The sequence below is a fragment of the Paenibacillus sp. FSL R7-0340 genome, from assembly GCF_038002205.1.
GTDB classification, from domain to species: Bacteria; Bacillota; Bacilli; order Paenibacillales; family Paenibacillaceae; genus Paenibacillus; species Paenibacillus polymyxa_B.
In genome coordinates, this window is the sequence record NZ_JBBOBY010000001.1 from 1,111,041 (window position 1) to 1,136,226 (window position 25,186).

Annotated in this window: 19 protein-coding genes; 18 read left to right on the plus strand and 1 reads right to left on the minus strand. The window is 46.4% G+C overall.

Going from position 1 to position 25,186, the window contains the following annotated elements; translation table 11 throughout:
* Positions 1 to 186: 186 nt before the first annotated feature.
* From def to cydC, 7 genes are all read left to right on the plus strand, one after another.
* Positions 187 to 768: a peptide deformylase gene (gene def, locus MKX59_RS04845; RefSeq protein ID WP_028541815.1), complete on the plus strand. Its 582-nt coding sequence runs from the start codon at positions 187 to 189 to the stop codon at positions 766 to 768.
* 165 nt (positions 769 to 933) lie between these two features.
* Entirely contained in the window at positions 934 to 2,724 is a 1,791-nt protein-coding gene (locus tag MKX59_RS04850; protein WP_071558232.1) for a cache domain-containing sensor histidine kinase, read from the plus strand.
* Positions 2,717 to 4,375, plus strand: a complete 1,659-nt coding sequence (locus MKX59_RS04855; protein WP_053326116.1) for a response regulator transcription factor — start codon at positions 2,717 to 2,719, stop codon at positions 4,373 to 4,375. The genes MKX59_RS04850 and MKX59_RS04855 overlap by 8 nt, the downstream gene beginning before the upstream one ends.
* A gap of 405 nt (positions 4,376 to 4,780) precedes the next feature.
* The gene (locus tag MKX59_RS04860; protein ID WP_028541817.1) at positions 4,781 to 6,187 is read left to right on the plus strand and encodes a cytochrome ubiquinol oxidase subunit I; all 1,407 of its coding nucleotides are present in this window, start codon (positions 4,781 to 4,783) and stop codon (positions 6,185 to 6,187) included.
* A complete protein-coding gene (gene cydB / locus MKX59_RS04865; RefSeq protein WP_053326115.1) occupies positions 6,174 to 7,187 on the plus strand; it encodes a cytochrome d ubiquinol oxidase subunit II in 1,014 nt (337 codons plus the stop codon). Before MKX59_RS04860 ends, cydB begins: the two co-directional genes overlap by 14 nt.
* Positions 7,187 to 8,947 (plus strand): thiol reductant ABC exporter subunit CydD, encoded by a 1,761-nt coding sequence (gene cydD, locus MKX59_RS04870; protein WP_340857715.1) that lies wholly within the window; start codon positions 7,187 to 7,189, stop codon positions 8,945 to 8,947. The genes cydB and cydD overlap by 1 nt, the downstream gene beginning before the upstream one ends.
* Positions 8,928 to 10,694, plus strand: a complete 1,767-nt coding sequence (cydC, locus tag MKX59_RS04875) for a thiol reductant ABC exporter subunit CydC (RefSeq protein WP_340857716.1) — start codon at positions 8,928 to 8,930, stop codon at positions 10,692 to 10,694. Before cydD ends, cydC begins: the two co-directional genes overlap by 20 nt.
* Before the next feature lie 74 nt (positions 10,695 to 10,768).
* Here cydC and MKX59_RS04880 read toward each other — a convergent pair whose 3' ends face one another.
* Positions 10,769 to 11,245 carry a GyrI-like domain-containing protein gene (locus tag MKX59_RS04880; protein WP_023990335.1) on the minus strand — a complete coding sequence of 159 codons (477 nt, stop codon included), beginning with the start codon at positions 11,243 to 11,245 and terminating at the stop codon, positions 10,769 to 10,771.
* 241 nt (positions 11,246 to 11,486) lie between these two features.
* Between MKX59_RS04880 and MKX59_RS04885 the strand changes: the two genes are divergently transcribed.
* From MKX59_RS04885 to MKX59_RS04935, 11 genes are all read left to right on the plus strand, one after another.
* On the plus strand, positions 11,487 to 12,500 hold the full coding sequence (locus MKX59_RS04885; RefSeq protein ID WP_023990334.1) for an ABC transporter permease: 1,014 nt from the start codon (positions 11,487 to 11,489) through the stop codon (positions 12,498 to 12,500).
* A 15-nt stretch (positions 12,501 to 12,515) separates the two neighbouring features.
* A complete protein-coding gene (locus MKX59_RS04890; protein ID WP_023990333.1) occupies positions 12,516 to 13,418 on the plus strand; it encodes a carbohydrate ABC transporter permease in 903 nt (300 codons plus the stop codon).
* A 74-nt stretch (positions 13,419 to 13,492) separates the two neighbouring features.
* Entirely contained in the window at positions 13,493 to 15,187 is a 1,695-nt protein-coding gene (locus MKX59_RS04895; protein WP_023990332.1) for an ABC transporter substrate-binding protein, read from the plus strand.
* Between the two features lie 106 nt (positions 15,188 to 15,293).
* Positions 15,294 to 17,774, plus strand: coding sequence for a glycoside hydrolase family 95 protein (locus MKX59_RS04900; RefSeq protein ID WP_340857719.1), 2,481 nt, complete (start codon positions 15,294 to 15,296; stop codon positions 17,772 to 17,774).
* Positions 17,771 to 19,117 (plus strand): GH1 family beta-glucosidase, encoded by a 1,347-nt coding sequence (locus MKX59_RS04905; protein WP_023990330.1) that lies wholly within the window; start codon positions 17,771 to 17,773, stop codon positions 19,115 to 19,117. The genes MKX59_RS04900 and MKX59_RS04905 overlap by 4 nt, the downstream gene beginning before the upstream one ends.
* A 215-nt stretch (positions 19,118 to 19,332) precedes the next feature.
* Positions 19,333 to 19,581: a hypothetical protein gene (locus tag MKX59_RS04910; RefSeq protein ID WP_013311984.1), complete on the plus strand. Its 249-nt coding sequence runs from the start codon at positions 19,333 to 19,335 to the stop codon at positions 19,579 to 19,581.
* Positions 19,582 to 19,924: 343 nt separating this feature from the next.
* Entirely contained in the window at positions 19,925 to 20,908 is a 984-nt protein-coding gene (cyoA, locus tag MKX59_RS04915) for a ubiquinol oxidase subunit II (RefSeq protein WP_023990329.1), read from the plus strand.
* A gap of 25 nt (positions 20,909 to 20,933) precedes the next feature.
* Positions 20,934 to 22,910: a cbb3-type cytochrome c oxidase subunit I gene (locus tag MKX59_RS04920; protein WP_023990328.1), complete on the plus strand. Its 1,977-nt coding sequence runs from the start codon at positions 20,934 to 20,936 to the stop codon at positions 22,908 to 22,910.
* Entirely contained in the window at positions 22,910 to 23,518 is a 609-nt protein-coding gene (gene cyoC, locus MKX59_RS04925) for a cytochrome o ubiquinol oxidase subunit III (protein WP_023990327.1), read from the plus strand. Before MKX59_RS04920 ends, cyoC begins: the two co-directional genes overlap by 1 nt.
* Entirely contained in the window at positions 23,519 to 23,854 is a 336-nt protein-coding gene (gene cyoD, locus MKX59_RS04930; protein ID WP_023990326.1) for a cytochrome o ubiquinol oxidase subunit IV, read from the plus strand.
* 203 nt (positions 23,855 to 24,057) lie between these two features.
* Entirely contained in the window at positions 24,058 to 25,182 is a 1,125-nt protein-coding gene (locus MKX59_RS04935) for an NADH:flavin oxidoreductase (protein WP_023990325.1), read from the plus strand.
* Positions 25,183 to 25,186: the final 4 nt, after the last annotated feature.

Here is a 25,186-nt window from a genome sequence, read left to right on the forward strand (position 1 = left end):
AATTGTTAATTAGATAAACCATTAAGGCAATGAATATTTAATGACTTAAATACCGCTTCATTTTGACAATTCATTTCATGAATAGATATAATTTATGGGATAAAACTTGTAGGAATATTGGGAACTCCCCTAACTTTTGCAGAATAACATGAAAGTATATTTATTTTAATGAATCGAGGCTGACGAATGAGTAATCAATCGATGGACATGCTTCTCACGAAGGATATCGTGCGTGAAGGGGAGTCTATTTTGCGTACGAAGGTGGATCCGGTATGCTTGCCACTGTCTGAAGAGGATCTTCAACAGATGCAATGGATGCTGGATTATCTGAAAAATAGCCAAAATGAAGAGCTGGCTACCCGCTATGAACTGCGCCCGGGTGTGGGATTATCTGCGAACCAGGTAGGTTTGAACAAAAGAATGTGCGCTATTTATTATGAAGATGGGGACAAAACGGTAGAGTATGCGTTGTTTAATCCGAAGCTGGTCAGCCACTCCACGTCCATGATTTATTTGGAACAAGGTGAGGGGTGCTTGTCTGTAGATCGGTACGTAGCCGGATATGTACCTCGTTATGAAAAAATTCGTATTAAGGCCAATTTGCCAGACGGAACACAGGAGCTATTGACTTTCAAAGGTTATGCAGCGATTGTAGTACAGCATGAAATGGACCATTTGGACGGTATTATGTTCTATGACCGTATCAATCCGGAAGATCCGCACAAGCTGCCGCAGGGAGTGCATATCGAACCTTTTGTACGTAAATAGCTCATGATCCGTAAAGTGTGGTGACTCCGTTCGCCACATTTTTTTAATTTTGCAAAAAAATATGGATATAGAGGTTACGAAGCTTTAAACTGGAAACATGTAGCTCGTGATAGAGGATGTGAAAATACACAAAAATGTAAGCGCTTATCTTATGGGAGGGATGACATGAATCGTGGAGTACGGCTTCTGATGAATAATATGCGTATGCGGAATAAGCTGCTGTTCTCCTATGTACTGATTGTCATGATCCCGGTGCTGGTGGTAGGCGGCTGCGTTACTTTTTATTTGCGAGAGCAGGCATTGAATAGTGCAATTGCCCAGACGGTAAACAATGTGGAAAAGATCAAGAGCCAGACGGCAAATTTACTGCGTGTGCCAACGGATATTTCAAATGGGCTCATGTTCGATAAGAGGCTGAGGGAGATGGCGAACCGACGGTATCCGGGTATGGTAGAGCTGATGAATGCGTATCATCAATACAAGGATTTTAATGAGTATACTCAGCAATATAGAGAGGTTGCTACCATCCGGTTCTATTCGTACAATCCGACGCTTGTCAATAATCTGGAGTTTATTCCAGTGGACTCTAACATTGAGCGGCAGCAGTGGTTCCAAACGGCTTTGAAGGGGACGGCGATTAACTGGTTTTACATTCAGGATAAGGAAGATAACCCGGTTAATCGCCTGAGTCTGGTACGGCAAATTCCATTTCCCGAATACAATACCAAGGGAGTTCTGATGATATCGCTGAGTCAGACCGAGTTGAATCATATGCTGAGCAAGGAGCCCTTTGAAACATTGATTGCAGATCGTAATGGTATTGTGGTCGCAGCTACTCGTCCGCAGTCGGTGGGTCAGACGTTGGGAGATTTACATTTGGGCTTTGATGTCCAGCGTGCGGGTAAGGGAATATATGAAGCGAAAATCAACGGGAAGTCCTCCAACATCATCGTGGATGAGCTGCTGCCCGCCTCCAGTGTGAGCGGATTTACGATTATTTCAGTGTTTTCGACGGAGCATATTGTACAGGGAGCCAACCGAATTAGCTTGATTGGTGCTCTATGTGTTCTTGCGGTGCTGGTTATGGCACTGATTCTGATCACCATCATTTCCTGGCTGATTACCAAACGATTACAGCGGTTGAGCTATGAACTGGGTAAGGTAGCCGCGGGCGATTTTCATGTGGTATCGAGTGTGGAGGGAAGGGACGAGATCGGGGATTTATCCCGCCGTTTCAACTATATGGTGAACAGTATTCGCCAACTCATGGCGCAGGTCTATGAGACGAGTGAGCATAACAACAGACTGGAATTGGCACAAAAGGATATCAAGCTAAAAATGATGGCTAGCCAAATTAATCCGCATTTTCTGTTTAATGCGTTAGAATCCATTCGAATGAAAGCACATCTGAATGGGGAAGCGGAAATTGCAACGACGGTGCGTTTGCTTGGCAGGCTGATGCGCCGGAATCTGGAGATTGGCAGTGGTAAAACGACGGTACTACAGGAGCTGGATATGGTGCGGTCCTATTTGCAAATTCAGCAGTTCAGATTTGGAAATCGTTTGATCTATGAAGTGAATTTGGAAGAAAGCGCGACGGACCTGTCGATTCCTCCCTTAATCATACAACCGCTGGTGGAAAATGCAGTCATTCATGGCCTGGAAAATAAGGAAGAGCCAGTTACCGTGAAGGTAGATATTACAATAGAACAAAGAGAGCTGAAAATTAAAGTAGAAGATGACGGGATCGGCATGGAAGCTGGGCAACTGACCCGTCTGCTAGCTCGGATCAGGGGGACGGAAGAGCCGGAAGGAAGCAGTATTGGCCTGCGTAATGTACATCAACGTCTAACATTGATGTACGGCGAACGTTATGGACTGCATATTGAAAGCGCATTACAAGAAGGAACAACCGTATACTTTTCCATACCAAGGGGGGAAGAGTCGAATGTATAAAGCAATGATTGTAGATGATGAGCCTGCGATTCGTGAAGGATTGTCCTCCATTATTGACTGGGGGAATTGTGGCTTCCGTATTGTCGATACGGCAGGGAACGGACGCGAGGCTCTGGATAAGTTCGGAGAGCATCGACCGGAGCTGGTCATTGTAGATATTCGTATGCCCGGGATGAGTGGGCTGGAGGTCATACGAAGCATACGTGAAAAGAACGGAGAGCCGTTTCACTTTCTCATATTAAGCGGATATGCAGACTTTGATTATGCACGGCAAGCCATGGGCTTCGGGGTGGATGGCTACCTACTGAAGCCAGTTGATGAGGAAGAAATGACGACAGAGTTGAAACGGGTACGGCAAAACATTGAGGACGAGAAAGAAGATGGCAAATGGGGAAGTCCGCCTTCCCATGAGCGTAATTGGATCGAAGCACTATTGTTTCCGGTTCATCAAGAGCATGCTCGTAATGCTGTGGAAAGCAGCGATTCTCTTCACAGAGCATCCAAGCAAGCTGAACATCAAAGCGGTAACGGAAAACATGGACAACAGCCCGTGTTACCAGCGTTGGACTGGAGTAGCTATCAGGTTATTCTGCTCGATTTACGTATTCCTGACTGGGATCGGCAAGCTCGGCTGGCGGCAGCAAAGCAGCGGCTAACAGAATTGTGCCATGAGCAGGGCAGAGGTATCGTGTTTGAGGCTGGAATATATATGGGTCTTTTGCTTCCCGCCACGTTAAAAACGGAGAAAGATGCTGTTCAGTTACTGGCTGCTTGGCGACAGGAGCTAAAGCCGTGGGCAAAGGAAATTTATGTGGCTGCCGGTGATCCTGTAGCCATTCTTAACGACATTCCCAGGTCTTTTGAGCAGGCACTACGATTGTTAGAACGTACGTTTTTGTTCCGGGCAGAAAGAGCCATGCTTTCCGGAGACCTACACGAATTGGAGACAGTCGAGACTGAAAGGAGTGGAGCGTCTGATAGTGCCACAGATGATCCCCTACGTTATGCAGAAAAGCTGTATTATGCGCTAGATATGGCTAATAGTGAAGCTGCAACCCGTGTCATTAAGGAAATGGAAGGCCAATTTCCACGGATTTATCGCACAGAATCTGCAATCAAGGCGGCGTTCGCCCAAACATTCACACTGGCGTTGAACAAGTATGCAGCCGGACAGGATCACAGCCGAACCGTGCTAGAGGAGCACTCCAGCTTTATAATCGATGTATATGCTTATTCCACATTGGGCGAGCTGGTGGATCACTCGCTGGAGCATGTGTTGCAATGGATTGGCCAGACTGAATCTGGTGGCAAGGGCATCATCATGAAACAAATGATTGACTTTATACATAGTCATTATGATGAAAATTTGCGACTGGAGTTACTGGCAGATATGTTCAATTACAATAGTGGCTATTTGGGCAAACTGTTCAAAAGTCATACTGGCGAGGCCTTTAATGCCTACCTGGATAAGGTGAGGATTGAGCGAGCAAGAGAATTGCTTGCTCAAGGAATTAAGGTGCACCAGGTGGCGGAACGCGTAGGATATGCGAATGCAGATTATTTTCATAGTAAATTTAAAAAGTATGTTGGAATGTCACCTTCCTCCTACCGTAATCGGGTTCAAAAGAACGGAGGAACAGATGGCTGTTGATAGAATCCCTAGGTTTAACGCTATGAAGTCTCTCTTACAGATGTCGGAGGTACGACCTCCGAACGAAGAGAGGCTCTTTTTTATGGCGGATAAATGGATAGATCAATCGAAAATGTCACATTTATTATGTAGTTTAGGCCGTTTTCATCAAATCGCCATCGTTATGACACATATTTGACACGATGTTCACATTTTCGATTCTATTTCATTTAAATTTATTCTATATAATGGGGATAATCTGAAGCCGGATCATGACAACCATGGTGAAGGTAGTTGAGTGAGTCATTTTCTAAAAAGTGACCGCTGCATATGTAAGAATGTGAATACTATCACAAATGTAGAAGACTTCAGATTACAGACACTATAAATCAATGTTAAGAGAAGTGCAGGGGGAGGAGCAACATCATGGACGTATTGGATTTGGCACGGTTGCAGTTTGCAACCACAACGATTCTTCACTTTGTTTATGTGCCGATCTCCATTGGATTGTCGTTATTGGTGGCAATTATGGAGACTATGTATGTTATCAAAAAAAATGACTTGTACAAAAAAATGGCTCAATTCTGGGGAACGTTTCTGCTGATTAACTTTGCACTGGGCGTAGTCACCGGGATTTTGCAAGAATTCCAGTTCGGGATGAACTGGTCGGACTTTTCCCGTTTTGTGGGTGATGTATTCGGTACGCCGCTGGCGATTGAAGCGCTACTTGCATTTTTCCTGGAATCGACCTTTATCGGATTATGGGTATTCGGTTGGGAAAGATTGTCCAAAACGGTCCATTTAATCTGTATGTGGCTGGTATCTATCGGTACGATGTTATCGGCGTTGTGGATTCTAGCTGCTAATTCATTCATGCAGCGTCCAGTAGGATATGAGATTCAAAATGGACGTGCAGAAATGAAAGATTTTGCTGCTCTGTTAACGAATGAACAACTGTTATGGGAATTTCCGCATACGTTGTTTGCTGCTTTTGCAACGGGGGCATTTCTTATCGCGGGTATCAGTGCATGGAAGCTGATGCACAAAAAGAATATGGACTTTTTTAAACCTTCTTTTAAATTGAGCATTATTGTTGCCTTAATCAGTGCCATTGCTATTCCTTTGTTTGGTCATGGTCAGGCTCAATATTTAGTGAAAACACAACCGATGAAGATGGCTGCCAGTGAGGGCTTATGGGAGAACAGCGGTGACCCCGCTCCTTGGACAGTTATCGCGGGTATTGATCCTGAAAAGAAGGAAAATACCTTTGAAATTAAAGTTCCTTTTGCTCTGAGTTTTCTATCTTATAGTAAATTTTCCGGCTCTGTGCCTGGTATGAATGAGCTTCAAGCAGAATATGAAAAAACCTATGGTCCGGGTGATTATATCCCGCCAGTACGTACCACGTTCTGGAGTTTCCGTATTATGATTGCGGCGGGATGTGGCATGATTGCACTCGCTTTATACGGTACTTACCTGACGTTCCGTAAAAAGCTGGAAGGTTCACATCGCTGGTTCTTCCGTCTTATGATATGGGGGATATCCCTTCCATTCATTGGGAATACTGCTGGTTGGATCATGACCGAAATAGGTCGCCAACCGTGGACTGTATTTGGTTTGCTTCAAACAAAAGATTCTGTTTCGCCCACGGTTGTGGCAGGAGAAGTGCTGTTCTCGTTCATCTCATTTACCACATTGTATTTAATTTTAACAGGTGTGCTGGCATTTCTGTTTTACCGTACGGCTCGCAAAGGTCCAGATATCGAGCCACATCAGCAAACGGTAATTCATGATCCATTTGCCCAAGGGGGTGACAATAATGACGCTAAATGATTTATGGTTCTTATTGATCGCAGTGTTGTTTACCGGTTTCTTTTTTCTGGAGGGCTTTGATTTTGGCGTGGGGATGGCCACGGGATTGGTACCGCGCAATGACCAACAAAAACGTTTGATGATCAATACGATTGGTCCATTTTGGGATGCCAACGAAGTGTGGCTGATTACAGCAGCAGGTGCGATGTTTGCCGCTTTCCCGCATTTTTATGCAACTATGTTCAGCGGATATTATCTGGTATTTGTCTTTATTTTGCTAGGTTTGATTTTGCGTGGAGTTTCTTTTGAGTTCCGCGGCAAGGCTGAAGGGAAATGGTGGACAGGAACGTGGGATGCCTGCATTCTGATTGGTAGCTTTCTACCGCCGATGCTGTTCGGTATGGCTTTTGCGGCTTTGGTGAAAGGTGTACCTATTCAGCAAAACATGGATTTGAAAGCTGGATTTTCCGATGTGTTCAATGGATACACCGTATGGATTGGACTGACAGTGGTCGGAATGTGCCTAATGCATGGGCTGACGTTCATTTCCCTGCGGACGATTGGAGAAGTACGGGATCGTGCTCGCGTGATTGCGTCCAAATTTCTTCCGGTATTGGGCATTTTACTCGCTGGCATGGTGGTATGGACTTATTTTGCAACGGATTTATTTGCACGTCGCGGTCCCTTTATGTATGCTGCGGTAGCAGTGGGAATTGTCGCCTATGTGCTGACGTGGTACTTCCTGAAGCAGGGCCGCGAAGGATGGGCCTTCGGGATGACAGGTGCATTGATTTTGCTGACCTTCGTTTCGTTATTCGTTGGTTTGTTCCCAAGATTTATGGTGAGCTCGATTAACAGTGCTTTTGATTTGACGATTTATAATGCAAGCTCCAGTCATTACACACTGAAAGCCATGACGATTGTTGCAGCAACGCTTTTACCCTTTGTGCTGGCTTATCAGGCGTGGAGCTATTTTGTTTTCCATAAGCGTCTCAGTGAGAAGGATCATTTGGAATACTAATGGATAAGGCATGGTTAGAATTAAAGGGCATTCGGCCAGTAATGCTGCTACTGGCTGCCCTTTCCCTGCTCCAGGGGGCTGCTGTGATTGCACAAGCAGTCTTCTTGGCAAAGGCTGTTACGATTTTATTTGATAAAAATCCGCTGGTGATGGCTTGGCCGTCACTGGCGTTGTTTTTCGCTGCTTTTGCAATGAGGCATACGATGATCTGGCTGCAACGACGGACAGCCGGCCGTTTTGCCGAAGCTTCAGGCGCTTCCTTACGGGAGCGTCTGCTTGCACGTTTGTTCGAACGGGGGCCGGGTTTTGCAGCGCAGGAAGGCAGCGGCAAGTTGGTGACGCTAGCGCTGGACGGCATGGATCGTTTTCGCACGTATTTGGAACTGTCCATTCCTCGAATGATTGACATGATGGCTGTAACTATACTTGTGCTTGTGTATGTTTTCACATTGGATGTCATTTCAGGTGTAATTTTGACGACTACGATGCCGATTCTGGTGGGCTTCTTTATTTTGCTCGGCTTGGCAGCGCGGAAGCAGGCAGACAAGCAATGGCGTTCCTATCGTTTGTTATCTCACCATTTCACGGATTCGCTGCGTGGACTTCAGACACTAAGGTTTTTGGGGCGTAGCCAAGAGCATGGGGAATCGGTTGGGAAGGTCAGCGACCAATACCGCACGGCAACGATGCGCACGCTGCGGGTAGCGTTTCTTTCCTCATTTGCCCTCGATTTTTTTAGTATGCTATCGGTCGCTTTTGTCGCGGTAGGCTTGGGGCTGCGCCTGATTAGTGGCTCGGTGGGTCTGGAGGCAGCGCTTGCGGTGCTTATTCTGGCACCAGAATATTTTATGCCCATACGCCAGTTGGGATCAGACTATCATGCTTCACTGGATGGTAAGGAGGCTTGGGGAGCAATACGCTCCATTCTCAGTACAGAAGATGATGCGAACGAGCCGAATAAACAGGCAGCTAGCGATAAAAGATTGGACATCACGGGACAGGATAGTCTCGAGCTATCTGATGTGTGCCTCCTTAATGAAGACGGTTCGGCTCGGCTCGAACATGTGTCTGCAAATGTTGAACCGCTCATGAACATGATCGGCATCGTTGGAGCTAGCGGTGCAGGTAAAACGACGCTGCTCAGTCTGCTTGGCGGCTTTGCTGATCCCACTTCGGGTGAGCTGCTCCTGAATGGATGCGGATTGGCTGGGGTTGCCAAAGCTGAATGGCAACGGCATATTGCCTATATTCCACAGCATCCATACCTGTTTAGCGCTTCTCTGGCAGATAATATCCGCTTTTATGAACCGGAGGCATCCAACCAGCAGGTAGAGTGGGCGATTGACGCGGTTGGACTGCGTGAACTGGTAGACGGTCTTCCGGGTGGATTGAATGAGCCCATTGGTGAAGCAGGTCGGACACTGAGCGGAGGGCAGGCGCAACGGATTGCATTGGCGCGGGCATTGCTCAGTAATCGTCCGGTCGTTTTATTGGATGAGCCTACGGCCCATCTGGATATTGAGACAGAATGGGAGCTAAAACAGACGATTTTATCGGTTTTGAAACATAAGAGAATGTTTCTTGCCACCCACCGGCTTCATTGGATGCCAGAAATGGACTGTGTCTGGATGATGGATCAAGGTCGCCTGGAAGAAGTAGGCTCCCATCAGCAATTGATTGCCCGTAAGGGAGCATATTACCGATTGCTGACGGGGATATCGGAAGGAGGGAACGGACGATATGAGAGTAACGGACAATAGCAGACAAGGCTGGTTTGTGACGTATCTGAGACAATATTTTTGGGCCTTTCTGGTAGCTGCTCTTTTGGGCGCGCTGGCCATTGGATGTGCGGGCGCGTTGCTCTTTACGTCCGGTCATCTGATTACCCGTTCGGCCTTAAAACCGGAAAATATATTAATGGTGTACGTTCCAATTGTGCTTGTGCGAACATTTGGCTTTAGTAAAGCGGTTATTCAGTACCTGGAGCGCTTGGTAGGGCATGATGCCGCACTGCGTCTGGTGTCCCGTATGCGGGTACGCTTATATCGGGCAGTAGAACCGCAGGCGCTGATGATTCGCAGCAAATTCCGTACAGGGGATCTATTAGGATTGCTGGCAGAGGATATTGAGCAGCTTCAAAACATCTATCTGAAGCTAGTTCTGCCTGCGCTATCGGCTTTGCTGATTTATGCAGCAGGCATCTTGGCGCTCGGACGGATGGACGGAACCTTTGCCTTGCTCATGGCGCTATATGGCGGATTTTTGCTTTTTATTGCCCCAGCTATCTCACTATGGACCTCACTCGCCAAACGGCGAATGTTCAAGCAGGAACGGAGTAAAGCCTATCAGGAGCTGACGGATGCTCTGTTCGGCATGAGTGATCTGGTGCTGAGCGGACGGACTGGGCATTTCCTGAGTACCTTTACACAACGGCACAATAGGGCTGCCGTGATGGAGAATTCACTTCGCCGGAGCGAGTGGCGTTCTCATTGGATCGCACAATGCGTTGTAGGCGGCGGGATTGTGATTATGACTGTGTGGGCCGGGGGACTGGTAGCACAGAATCGTATAGAAGCCACATGGCTGGCATCCTTTGCCCTTGTGGCTTTTCCATTGCTGGATGCCTTCGTTCGCGCTGGAGAAGCGGTGGTTCATGCACCGGAGTATCAGGATTCACTTCGACGGTTAAAGGATTCGGAGAAAGACACACCTACACCGGGAGCAGGCGGAACAGCAGACATTCTAGAGGAACAGGCTACCGCTATGCGATTGGGCCTCGGAGGAGACCTGCTGCTGAACAACGTAAGCTACCGCTATGCGGCAACGCAGGAATGGAGCGTGCGTAATATCTCCCTGCACGTACCGCAGGGGGGCAAGCTTGCATTGCTTGGCCGCAGTGGTGCGGGCAAGTCCACGCTGCTGAACCTGATTCAGGGAGCATTGCAGCCTGATGAAGGTAGCGTCACTGTCGCAGGGATTCCCGTATATACAGGTGGAGCATACTCCGGTTTATTTGCGGTGCTAAACCAGCAGCCGTATTTATTCGATACGACGGTAGCGAATAATATTCGGTTAGGACGACCCAATGCTACGCTGGAAGAGGTTCGTGCAGTAACAGAGCAGGTGGGGCTTGGAACCCTAATTGATTCTTTACCGGAGGGCTACGATACTCGAATGCAGGAGACGGGTCTTCGTTTTTCCGGTGGAGAAAAACAGCGAATTGCACTGGCGCGGATTTTGCTGCAAAATCACCCGATTGTTTTGCTGGATGAGCCAACAGTGGGACTTGACCCACTGACAGAGCATGAACTCATGCAGACGATGTTTCGTGTGCTGAAGGGCAAAACATTGATCTGGATCACGCATCATCTGACAGGAATGGAGCATATGGACGAGGTGATTTTTATGGAAAAAGGGGTCATTTCCATGCGGGGCAGTCATGAAAAGCTTTGGCAGGAGCAGCCCCGATACCGCAACCTGTATGAGCTGGATCATCCGAGCCTGTGAACTAGGAATAGATTGACCTAAGCAAACAATAGCCCTCAACACATTTTGTGTTGGGGGCTATTGTTGTGTCTCGTTCATTTCAATGCTATAAATAATTCAATCTCATTGTCTGAACTTTCTGGATTATATTTCTCACCCCAAATTTCAAAATCGTAATCCTTCGGTTCATTTCCGGTATCTTTAATCCATTGGCCATATATGTAGTCATACGAATGATCAAGCTCCGATTCAAGCCCCTTATGTGTGAAAGTTACATACTTACTTTCATTTACAGTATGACTTATCATATTTAATGGAACCTCACCTAGTTTACTTATTTCATAACAGATTATATTTGTAAACTTATCTACCTGAGGATTAAAATCAGGCTTCATGGGATAAATTTGCATTAAAATTACATTCTCATTTTTCCTGTCCCGAATTTCATCTTTTCTTTCAATTAATGAATGATAGATGCTCTTGCCAAGACCAGACTCAAATTCATTAATATTGGCTTCGATTCTGTAACCTGCAACATGAAAAAGAGGTAATGTTATTACGTTAGTTTCCATAAAGTCTCCTCCATCCAATAAGTTTGTCAAGTTTGATTATAATGTAAACCCCAATACAATTTTAGTCATCTTTCACTATAGGATCGATTTTGTTTGGAATCCGCAAAAAAGTTATGCTTGGAAGGCATAGAGACCCCTCATATATCTAATTTTGAACTGATTTTTCTCCTAATTCGTCGGGTACCCGCTTCCAAGCCAGCAAAGTATGATAATAGTATCTAGAGATGAGGAGGAGCTTGTTATGGAATCTTCAACTGAAACCGCTTCCAACAATGGTGCTGTGATTCCTGAATCCAACCGGGGAAGACCGCGCAAGGCTCGCGGACCGAAGCCTGAACGTGGTAGAAAAGGCTTGTGGGACAGTGTGAAGCAGCAAAAGTATCTTTATTTTATGTCCATTCCTTTCGTCATATGGGTGTTTGTTTTCAGCTATCTGCCGCTCTGGGGCTGGACGATGGCGTTTCAAAATTATAAGCCAGCTAAATCCTTTACGGACCAGAAATGGGTAGGGTTGAATAACTTTATTGAGTTATTTCAGGACGAACGATTTTATCTAGTATTACGTAATACACTGGCGATGAGCCTGATGGGGATTATATTTGGTTTTGTCGTACCGATCTTTTTTGCAATTCTGTTAAACGAGTTGCGGGGAATGCTGTTCAAACGGTTTGTGCAGACGATATCCTACCTCCCGCATTTTGTATCCTGGGTAGTTGTGGCTGGATTGGTCACGAAAATGCTGTCCATTGACGGAGGCATTGTCAACGATATATTGGTAGCGCTTCATATTGTGGATGAGCCGATTCAGTTCATGGCAAAGGGGAGCTGGTTCTGGTACATTGTAACCGCTTCCGACATATGGAAAGAGACAGGTTGGAATACGATTATTTATTTAGCTGCAATCACCGGAATTGATCAAGAACAGTATGAAGCATCGCGCGTGGATGGAGCGAGCCGCTGGAGACAGATGTGGCATATTACACTGCCGGGTATCCGCTCGACGATTGCCGTTCTGTTCATTATGGCGATTGGGCATCTGGTGAGCAATGGTTTTGAAAAGCAGTTCTTGCTTGGCAATAGTCTCGTGACGGATTATTCCGAGGTGTTGGATCTGTACGCGCTCAATTACGGGATTAATTTGGGTCGCTTCTCTTATGGGACGGCAATTGGTATTTTCAACTCACTGGTTAGCATTTTGCTGTTGTTTACGGCGAACGGTATATTCAAAAAACTGACCAAAGAAAGCATCATGTAGGGAGGGAGAAGCGAAATGACGAATAAGGCATTTAATGCTACCCGGTCTGAGAAGCTGTTTGACCTGTTCAATTATATCCTCATGGCTCTGATCGTGGTGTTGACGCTGTACCCGTTTCTGAACGTACTTGCGATTTCCCTGAACAATTCAACGGACACGGTTCGCGGTGGAATTTATATATGGCCCCGCCAATTTACGCTCGAAAATTACAAAACGATTTTCCAGTACGATGGCCTTCTTCAGGGACTGCAAATATCTATTCTTCGTACTTTGGTCGGAACAGTACTCGGATTGATTTGCGCGTCTATGCTTGCTTTTACATTGAGTCGGGTCGAGTTTCGCGCTCGTAAGTTTATTTCTACGTTTTTGGCGTTGACGATGTATTTTTCTGGCGGGATGGTGCCCGTGTTTATTTTGATGCGTGATCTGCATCTGCTGGGTTCGTTTTGGGTGTACATTTTTCCAGGCTTAATTAGCGCATTTAACGTGTTTGTCATTCGTTCCTTTATGGACGGTTTGCCATATGCGTTGCAGGAGTCTGCCAAACTCGATGGGGCGAATGATTTTACGATTTACTGGAGAATTATTTTGCCGCTGTGCAAACCAGTATTGGCAACGATTGCTCTTTTTCTGGCAGTAGGTCAGTGGAATGCTTGGTTTGATACGTATTTGTATAATGGTGGGGCGCCGCAATGGACGACGCTACAGTATGAGCTGATGAAGATACTGCAAAGTACGCAGCAAGGCGGCTCCAGTATGACGAATAGTAACGATATGGCTAAGCAAATGGCTCAAATTTCACCAGAGTCGATTAAAATGGCAATCACGATTACGGTTACGCTCCCCATCCTGATGGTATATCCGTTCCTGCAAAAATATTTTGTAGGCGGGATGACACTGGGGGCAGTGAAATCATAAAAGACAGGATTCCGGTAGTAAAATAGCAGTTATTTGCAGGAGAAGTCATCATAGGAATATAGGAGGATTTATACATGAAAAAACACTGGTCCAGATTTGCACTGATTCCCTTGCTCGCGGTGTCCCTTACCGCACTCGCAGGTTGTGGAGGAAGCGATAAAGCAGCGAAGGAAGGCACATCCAGCGGCACAGACCCGATTACGTTTAGCTTCTTCGGAGCAGATACAAGCCCACAATGGAACGGAATGAAGGATGAAATAGGCAAGGAAATCACCAAAAAAACAGGTGTAACCTTGAATGCGGAATTTGATGTCAGCGGTGGAGGTGGAGATGACCGAATTGCTTTGATGGCAGCAAGTGGAGAATACCCGGACTTGGTTTCTCCTAAAGCGAATATTAACAAGCTTGTGGATGCGGGGGCCATGATTGATCTGACAGATCTGATCAACGATCATGCACCCAATCTCAAAAAGCTATATGGACCCTATATGGATCGTTTGAAATACAGTAATAAAGATCAATCCATTTATGTCCTTCCTACGTATGCAGGTGTGGGACAGGAGAGTTTTGACGCGACGGGGGGATTTGAAATTCAGCATAAGGTGCTCAAGGAGCTAGGATATCCAAAGGTAAGAACGCTACAGGATTATGAAAACGTACTCAAAACCTATGCAGCCAAACATCCGACGATCAATGGCAAAAAAACGATCCCACTCACGTTGGATGCAGACGACTGGAGAATTATGATTACCGTAACGAATCCTGCCTTCCAGACGACTGGAGCGCCGGATGATGGTGAATATTTTATTGATCCCAAAACATTTGAAGCGAAGCTTCATTACAAACGTCCGGAAGAAAAGGAATATTTCCGTTGGTTGAACCACATGTACAATGAAGGACTGCTCGATAAAGATTCGTTTGTGCAGAAAAGTGATCAATACAAATCCAAAATTGCCAGCGGCCGTGTCCTCGGTCTGATCGACCAGGAGTGGGGTTATCAGGATGCCGAAAATGCGTTAAAAGCGTCAGGTAAATCCGAATCCAGCTACGCGCATTTTCCAGTTACACTTTCGGAGGAATACAAGGATCGTTCCTTTCAGGATACGGGCTTCACGTCCGGTTATGGAGTAGGTATTACAGAGAATTGCAAGGACCCGGTGCGGGCTATTAAATTCCTTGATTATTTAGCTTCCGATGAAGGACAGGTGCTAGTGAACTGGGGGATCGAAGGCAAGCATTATGAAATTAAAGACGGCAAACGTGTCATTCCTGCTGATGTACTGGAACAAAAAACGAACAATACAACCAACTTCAATAAATCTACGGGTATAGATTTGTACACGCTCATCAGCGGACACTATGGTGACGGCGTGAAGGACCCTACAGGTAACTACTATACTGCGAAATTCCCGGAACAAATTATCGCGGCTTATTCGAAGCCGGAGAAAGAATCACTTAAAGCGTATGGCGTAAAAACGTGGAAAGATCTGTTCCCGGACAAGAAAGAATTTGATGTAAAGCCTTGGGGCGCAGCCTATAATCTGACAACAGACAATGAATCCAGCTATAACGTTACATTCAAAAAAACGACAGACATTATCCGCAAACGTATACCGGAAGCTATTTTAGCACCGGCTTCCAATTTTGATACGGTATACGACAACATGATTAAAGAACTGGATGCCGCCGGAGCTGTCCAAATGGAACAGCAATACACGCAACTGGTGAAGGACAGAGTGGAGTTATGGAGTGGCAAGGCTTCTAAATAGCTGACTGCTTTTAACGAAATTTTGAATGCCGGAATGACAGAGCGCTTGTCCTTGTGGTCCATACGGGATTAGCGCTCTGTTTCATCTTGATGGGGGAGGGTTTGATGTGACGAAAAGCGAAAGACCACAGTCCCTGCGTTTATGGTATCGCCAGCCTGCTGAGGTATGGGAGGAAGCATTGCCAGTCGGTAACGGAAGGCTGGGAGCTATGGTATTTGGCGGAATCAGAGAGGAGCATTTGCAATTAAACGAGGATACGCTCTGGTCCGGATTTCCCAGAGACGGCGTTCAGTATGATGCATTGCGATATTTGCAGCCTGTCAGAAAGCTGATTGCAGATGGAAAATACAAGGAAGCGGAACAACTGATTAATGCGAATATGCTAGGTCGCGATACGGAAGCCTATCAGCCTTTGGGAGATTTGTGGATTACGCAGGAGGGCCTAGGGGAAATTGCACATTATGAACGGGAACTGGATTTGCTGACCGGAACGGCAGCGGTCACTTTTCAGAGTGCTGGAGTCTGCTATACCCGTGAAGTTATCGCCAGTGCGCCAGATGGAGTCATGATGGTGTCACTGACTGCGAATAAGCTTGGGAAGATCCATGCATCCGTGCGCATCACTTCCCTCCATCCTTGTGAAGACGAGGTTGGAGAGGATATACATTTTGGTGATTCATCCAAATGGGATAGCGATAAGGAGGACGCTCCATCCGAGGAGCCGTCCGGTGACTTTATTACGTTGACTGGACGAGCGCCCAGTCATGTGGAATCTAATTATCACGGCGATCATCCACAGTCTGTTGTTTATGAAAATGATTTGGGGATGGCTTTTGCAGTTCAGGCGAGGGTTATTCCCGAGGGAGGAACCTTGACGAAGGGTGCTGATGGAGCACTGATCATCTCAGGCGCGGATAAAATCACGGTGTATTTGGCAGCAGCTACCGGATTTCGGGGATTTCACACTATGCCGAATAGTGATGCAACGGAGTCAGCAGAAGCATGTCAAGTCATTTTAGACGGAGCAATTTCGCTGGGAAGTGAGCAGGTGCGGCAACGCCATGAACAGGATCACCGAAAGCTGTTTGACCGCGTTGTATTAGAACTGAGAGGTGATACTTTAACCGACGACTCCGTTCTACCGACCGATCTGCGATTAGAACGTTATCAGAAAGGTCAGGACGACCCGGGGCTGGAGGTGCTGTTATTTCAGTATGGCCGCTATTTGCTCATGGGCAGCTCGCGTCCGGGGAGTCAGCCTGCCAATCTTCAGGGCATCTGGAATGACCGGGTGCAGCCGCCGTGGAACAGTAATTATACAACCAATATCAATGCTCAGATGAACTATTGGCCCGCTGAGGTATGCAATCTTGCCGAGTGCCATGAACCATTGCTGCACATGATTGGAGAAGTTGCCCGCACGGGACGGAGGGTAGCCTCCATCCATTATGGTGCTCAAGGGTGGGCAGCTCATCACAATGTAGATGTGTGGAGATACGCTGGACCTTCAGGGGGCCATGCCAGTTGGGCGTTTTGGCCGCTTGGGGGTGTATGGCTGACCGCCCATCTATGGGAGCGCTATCTGTTTACCCTGGATACAGCCTATTTGGCAGAACAAGCTTATCCACTCATGAAGGGGGCGGCAGCCTTTTGCATGGACTGGCTCGTGGAAGGCCCGGAGGGTTGGCTTGTGACATCCCCATCCACATCACCTGAAAATAAATTCAAAACGCCGGACGGCGAGGAATGCAGTATATCTATGGGCTCCACCATGGATATGACGCTGATTCGGGAGCTGTTGGGTAACTGCATTCAAGCTGCGGACCTGCTGGAATTAGACGATGAGTTTCGCAACCGCTGCGAGGAGATACGGGACAGATTAATGCCCTATCAAATTGGCCGTCACGGTCAGTTACAGGAATGGTTTGTCGATTTTGAGGAAGCGGAGCCTGGGCATCGGCATGTCTCGCATCTATATGGGTTGTACCCCGGTCGACAAATTCACATCCGTGATACCCCGGAGCTGGCTGAGGCGGCCCGCATATCGCTGCGTCGACGGCTTGATCACGGTGGTGGGCACACCGGATGGAGCTGTGCCTGGTTGATTAACCTGTATGCTCGACTGGAAGATGGCGATGCCGCACATCGGTATGTTCGCACGTTGCTGTCGCGATCGACCTATCCTAATTTATTCGACGCTCACCCGCCTTTTCAGATCGACGGTAATTTTGGTGCGACGGCGGGGATCGCAGAAATGCTGCTACAAAGCCGTCCGGGAGAGCTGACGTTACTGCCTGCCCTGCCAACGGCATGGGCGGAGGGACGGGCCAGTGGATTGAAGGGACATGGCGGGATGACGGTCGGCATGGAATGGTCCGGTTCCCGGCTTGCCCGTGCTGAACTGGCCACATCCATCTCAGCAGGAAGCTGCACGATTCGCAGTGCACATCCGTTTAGCGCAGATGCTCGTCAGGCTCTGCCTGATCCTGAGCACGGAGGATTCATTTTGTCATGGATTTTTACCAAAGAGCAGGAAATAACGAACGGACATACGATTATAATTAAAGGAGAGGAAGAGACATTATGACCATTTTTCAATTTCCGCAGGACTTCATGTGGGGGACCGCGACGGCAGCCTATCAAATCGAGGGAGCTTATGAGGAGGATGGGAGAGGTTTGTCGATCTGGGATACCTTTGCCCATACGCCTGGCAAAGTATTCAACGGTGATAACGGCAATGTAGCTTGTGACAGCTATCATCGCTACGAGGAAGATATCCGCCTAATGAAGGAGCTGGGCATTCGTACATACCGTTTTTCAGTGTCCTGGCCGCGTATATTTCCCAATGGTGACGGTGAAGTTAATCAAGAAGGATTGGACTATTATCATCGCGTAGTCGATTTGTTGAACGAAAATGGGATTGAACCGTTTTGTACACTGTACCATTGGGATCTGCCTCAAGCGCTTCAGGATGCTGGAGGCTGGGAGAATCGTCGCACGATTCAAGCATTTGTCCAGTTTGCAGAAACGATGTTCCGCGAGTTTCACGGTAAAATACACCAATGGCTAACATTCAATGAACCGTGGTGCATCGCCTTTTTATCCAATATGCTGGGTGTTCATGCCCCGGGTCTGACAAATCTTCAGACAGCCATTGATGTAGGACATCATTTGCTAGTTGCGCATGGTCTTTCTGTGCGCCGCTTCCGCGAGCTGGGCACCAGTGGCCAGATCGGTATCGCTCCCAATGTCTCCTGGGCTGTTCCTTACAGCACATCTGAGGAAGATAAAGCCGCTTGTGCGCGCACCATTTCCCTGCACAGTGACTGGTTTCTTCAACCTATTTATCAAGGCTCGTATCCTCAGTTTTTGGTAGACTGGTTTGCGGAGCAGGGAGCCACCGTGCCTATTCAGGATGGGGATATGGATATTATCGGCGAGCCTATTGATATGATCGGTATCAATTACTATGCTATGTCAGTTAATCGTTTTAATCCTGAAGCCGGGTTCCTTCAATCTGAAGAAATCAATATGGGGCTACCTGTAACGGATATCGGTTGGCCAGTGGAGTCGCGTGGGCTGTACGAGGTACTGCATTATTTGCAAAAATACGGTAACCTCGATATTTATATCACAGAGAATGGGGCTTGCATCAACGATGATGTCGTGAATGGCAAGGTTCAGGATGACCGTCGGATTTCGTATATGCAGCAGCATTTGGTGCAGGTACACCGGGCTATTCATGACGGCCTTCATGTCAAAGGATATATGGCATGGTCACTTATGGACAATTTTGAGTGGGCAGAGGGATATAATATGAGATTTGGCATGATTCATGTCGATTTCCGCACACAGGTCCGCACCCCGAAGGAAAGTTACTATTGGTATCGAAATGTAGTAAGTAATAACTGGTTGGAGACCAGACGTTAAACGAAGAGATGTTTTGAAAATAAAGCAGATTTACGCCTGTCTCTGCTCCCTTTTGTTTGAATAGGAGGCCCTCTGGGGTAATAATAACCAAGATGAATGCAGGTTGTTTCAAGTATGTAGAGACAGCAGGAATAAAAAAATAAGAAGTGTGCATACTGAAAAAAATACCTGACGAGGGCGTTTTAAACCATTTTAAACCAGAGGGAGTGGAGGGTATGGCTTCGAATGTTAGGAAATCAGGATCAAATGATAACCAAATGAGCCGCACGGTATCTGTTATCGCTTGGATCGCCTGTATTGCAGGAATTATCCTTATTTTGCTTGATATAGGTAATTTAACTGATCGAAATATATATTTAATGACAGGTATTGGCTGCGTTGTTGCCGGGATTTTTATTTTTCTAGTTGGGAAATCATTTGTCATTGCACGCAAGAAGGAAGACCAGGAAAACGGCCGCAGTTAATACAATTTAAAAATGATTTAAAGCAATATATACCGAAAACAACAATGTGGGGCTTCGAGCAGTGTAGGATGATAACTGTAAGGAGTCCCCTTTTTTCTTTAATATAACTTCTTTAAGATACACAAATAACGTTTTTATTATGTCATCTTTGTATTAATAAGAAATTTTGAATTTGCAAGAGAAATTTTATTTTTAGAGATGTTTTTCACAAAAAACGGACAAATAATCGACAATTCTGTTAACAATAAAAAAAGTGGCCGCTTTTCTGCTATCTTATATAAGGGCAACATTACAGGAGTTCGTAAGTTTTGAGTAATTTATTATTTAAGGAGAGGGGAACAACATGAACAAAAAACCAAAAGCGATTATTGCGTTGGTTTTGACCGTGCTCACGGTAGCATTGCTCATTTGGACGTGTTTTTATGCTGGCGGAAAATACGTTGTTTTCGATCCAAAAGGACCTATTGGGCAAGCACAAAAAGAGCTGATCATTCTTTCAACGTCTATGGCTGCACTGCTGATTGTACCGGTCATGATTTTGACTTTTTTCATCATTTGGCGATATCGCGACGCACCGGATAACAAAGCCAAGTACCAACCTCATTGGGATGACAGCAAAAAGCTGGAGACCGTATGGTGGGCTATTCCAATCATCGTTATCTGCATTCTTGCGGTTATAACTGCGAGATATACCTACTTGCTGGAGCCTTCCAAGCCGTTGGCAAGTACACAAAAGCCAGTAACCATTCAAGTGACTTCACTGGACTGGAAATGGCTCTTTATGTACCCTGAAGAAGGTATTGCTACAGTCAATGAAATTCACATTCCTAAAGGTGTTCCAGTCCGTTTTGAACTGACTGCCGACGCCCCGATGAACTCGTTCTGGATTCCGCAATTGGGCGGTCAGATCTACACCATGTCAGGCATGGCAATGAAACTGCATTTGCAGGCCGACCACGAAGGAACATACTTTGGTTCGGGTGCAAACTTTAGCGGTGAGCATTTTGGACAAATGCGTTTTGATGTAGAGGTTCAGTCGGATGAAGAGTACAAAAACTGGGTCGCTAACATCAAGAAGCAGTCTAAGCCGCTGACGAAAGACGGCTATTTGGCGCTTGCAAAACCAGGTTTGTCCCAACCTGATGAGTATTCTTCAATTCCAGATGGCTTGTTCCAAGACATTGTAAGCAAGTATGTAGTGGATGGTGCTTCTAACCCGCATGCTGGACATGGCGGACACACATCCACAGAAGGTTCTTCCAAGTCCGATACAGAAGATGAAGCTGCAATGGACATGAGTCATATGAATATGAGCGGACACCATTAAATGATTACAGGGAAGGAGGCCCCCAATGCTTGACAAAATAAAAGAGTTTGCATCCACTTTCTTCGTTACTGGAGACCCGATGATCTATGGAGCGGACGTTTCCATCGCACTAGCAACGATCGGGATCGTGTTTGTGCTCACTTATTTCAAAAAATGGGGCTGGCTTTGGAAAAACTGGTTGACTACCGTTGACCATAAAAAAGTCGGTATTATGTATATTCTTGCGGCCATCTTGATGTTATTCCGCGGAGGCGTGGATGCATTATTGATGCGTGTTCAACTTGCTACACCGGATGTTACACTACTGCATCCTGAGCATTACAACCAGATTTTCACAACACATGGCACGATCATGATCTTGTTTATGGCGATGCCGTTGATGTTTGGTTTGTTTAACATTGCCGTACCACTTCAAATTGGTGCGCGCGACGTTGCGTTCCCTTTCCTGAACGCATTGAGCTTCTGGCTTTTCTTTATGGGAGCGATGTTGTTCAACCTGTCCTTCGTTATCGGCGGTTCGCCAGATGCAGGTTGGTTGAGTTATCCACCGCTTTCAGAAATGCAATTTAGTCCCGGCGTTGGTCAGAACTTCTATATCTGGGGTATTCAGATTTCGGGTATAGGTTCATTGGCTACAGGGATCAACTTTATTGTTACTATCATTAAAATGCGTGCACCTGGTATGACTTGGATGAAGATTCCTGTCTTTACGTGGTCCGTATTTTCATCATGTGTTATTATCATTTTCGCGTTTCCAATTCTGACGGTTACTTTAGCCTTGCTATTCCTTGACCGCTTTGGAGGAGGACACTTCTTTACGCTTGATTTCGGCGGTAATCCGATGATGTATATCAACTTGATCTGGATGTGGGGTCACCCTGAGGTATACATTGTAGTTTTGCCGGCTTTCGGTATTTATTCCGAGGTCATCAGTGTATTCTCCAAAAAGAAATTGTTTGGATACAAGTCCATGGTTTACGCCATGTTCATTATTGCGATCTTGTCCTTCTTCACCTGGGCGCATCACTTCTTCACGATGGGATCAGGCGCAGATGTTAATGCATTCTTTGCGATTTCGACGATGGTTATCGCAATACCAACAGGGGTTAAAGTATTTAACTGGTTGTTCACGATGTATCGGGGTAAGATTACATTCAAGACCCCTATGATGTGGTCAATTGCTTTTATTCCTAACTTCTTGATTGCTGGTTTGACGGGCGTCATGTTGTCTGTAGCGCCTGCTGACTTCCAGTTCCATAACAGTTACTTCCTGATCGCTCACTTTCACTCCGCTCTGATTGGTGGTGTAGTGTTCGGTTACTTGGCAGGTCTGTACTATTGGTGGCCTAAAATGTTCGGTTTCACATTACCTGAAACGCCTGGTAAATGGGCTTTCTGGTTCTGGAACATCGGTTTCTATGTATGTTTTATTCCACAATATTCTCTGGGTCTGATGGGTATGACGCGTCGTCTGAGCACTTATGGCTGGGATACCGGCTGGCAGCCGCTTAACCTCGTTTCGACCGTTGGGGCATTCTTGATGGGGATTGGTTTCTTGTTCCAGGTTCTTCAAATTCTTCTGGGCATCAAGAATTACCGCAAGCTGAAGGATACAACAGGCGACCCTTGGGGTGGCCATACGTTGGAATGGTCGATTCCTTCACCTGCACCGGAGTACAATTTTGCTACCATTCCACAAGTAGAAGAACGGGATGACTGGTGGGCAGAAAAAGATAAACGTGCAAAAGGTATTTTCAGAAAGCAGCCGCCAATTGAAGCGATTCATATGCCGAAGAACTCGGCGATTCCATTCATTATGTCGGTATTCTTTTTCATTGCAGGTTTCGGGTTCGTATTCGGATGGTCGTTCTTCTATATTCCAGGGTTGATCGGTGTGGCAATTTGTATGATTTGCCGTTCGTTCTTCTCCTATGATGGCGACTACTATATCCCTGCGGATGAAGTAAAACGCACGGAAGCGGCAATAAGGGGGTCTGTATAATGGCACAAGCAGCAGCACACCAAAGCCATGATCATGACCACGGGCATCACGATCCGCAAGAATTGAAGATGCTTGGTTTTTGGATCTTCCTCGTAACGGACGTAATCCTGTTCAGTACCTTGTTCGCAACCTTCGTCGTCCTTCGGAACAACACAGCCGGAGGACCGGGTGGCGCAGAGCTGTTTAACATGACGGGCGTTATTATTGAAACGTTCCTCTTGCTCACGAGCAGCTTCACAAGTGGTCTGGCTGTGTTGGCCATGAACAAAGGAAGCATGAAGGGATTAATTAACTGGTTAATCGTGACGGCGATCCTGGGTCTTGGTTTTATCGGTTTTGAGGTTTACGAGTTTGTTGAGTTGGTACACGAAGGAGCCAATTTTGGAACCAGCGCGTTCTTGTCGGCATTCTTCACTTTAGTCGGAACGCATGGACTTCACGTTTCGTTAGGTCTGGTTTGGATGATTGGACTCATGTTCCAGTTGAAGAAACGCGGGCTTACACCAGAGACGAAGGGCAAAGTTTCGGCATTGAGCTTGTACTGGCACTTTTTGGACGCTGTCTGGATCTTCTTGCTGACAGTCGTCTATTTGATGGGGGTGATGTAGATGGCACAGCATCAAACAGGAGCGGGTTCGCATGGTCATGATGATTCTCACGGTTCAGTGAAATCCTATGTTATCGGGTTTATTCTGTCCATCGTACTGACCATCATTCCTCTCGGTGTGGTTATGAATCATATGTTGAGCCGCACTTCGACCATGGTTGTTATTTTAGCCGCGGCAGTGCTGCAATTTCTGGTTCAGCTTTTCTTCTTCATGCACATTCGTGAAAGCAATGGACCACGCTGGAATGTCATGACTTTGATTTTCGGGGTAGTTATCCTGTTGACCATTGTTGGTGGTTCTGTATGGATTATGGAATACAACATGGTAGCACACTAATAAGTCAGGATTTTTGCAAAATCACTCAAGTAAAAACGAATTAGGAAAGAAGAAGCGGACTTAGAGCCGCTTCTTCTTTTTTTGTGTAGCTTATTAAAAATAAAACTGTGGCTTCTTGAACTCAAGTTTACATATGTGTAAAATGGAATTGTATAACAGTAGAGTGAAAACGATAATACTAGTGGAGAGCGGAGGAAAAATTAATGAACACAGAATTACTGTTTAAACCTTTTAAGGCAGGTAATTTATCTCTTCCCAATCGGATTGTTATGGCGCCTATGACACGGAATTTTTCTCCTCAAGGTATTCCAGGGCCTGAAGTGGCCGCGTATTATCGTCGCCGTGCGGAAAATGCAGTTGGATTGATTATTACGGAGGGCACTGCTATTAATCATCCTGCAGCTGTGGAGCACACAAGCATTCCTAATTTTTATGGAGAGGGATTAGAGGGATGGGCCAAGGTAGTTGAGGAGGTTCATGCGGTAGGTGGCAAGATTATACCGCAGCTCTGGCATGTGGGTACGGCCCGTAAAATAGGTGCAGATAATCAACCGAATCCCGAGGCATTGCCTGTCGGTCCGTCCGGTATTTCTCCCGCTGGTGAAAAGGTAGTCGAGCCATTGACGGAGGCTGAGATTGCGGATATTATCTCCGCTTATGCTCAGGCCGCTGCCGATGCCCAGCGAGTGGGGTTTGACGGTATTGAGCTTCATGGAGCACACGGCTATTTAATCGATCAATTTTTCTGGGACAAAACGAATAAGCGTACCGATCAATACGGAGGCAATTTGGTCCAGCGTACTCGGTTTGCGGTGGAGGTCATTGAGGCTTGCCGTCGTGCAGTGGGGCCGAACTTCCCAATTGTACTGCGATTCTCCCAGTGGAAGATGTATCACTATGAAGAAAAGCTGGCACAGACACCACAGGAACTTGAACAGTTTCTCACTCCATTAGTGAAGGCCGGGGTGGATATATTCCATTGCTCAAGCCGCCGTTTTTGGGAACCGGAATTTGAAGGGTCTGATCTAAATTTGGCAGCTTGGACCAAAAAGATAACAGGCAAGCCAGTGATTACTGTGGGCTCGATTGGTTTGGAGAAGGCCTTTTTGAGTGATTTGGAAAAAAATAATAATCGTCAAACCGATCAATCCAGTAGTGTAGAGGCAAGATTAGAACAACTCGTGGGGCAAGTAGAACGAGAGGAAGCTGATCTGGTTGCGGTTGGGCGTGCTTTGTTGGTTGATCCAGCGTTTGCGGTGAAGTTACGTGATCAACAAATAGAAGAAATTATTCCTTACAGTGATGAAGTATTAAAGACGTTGAATTAAGCTT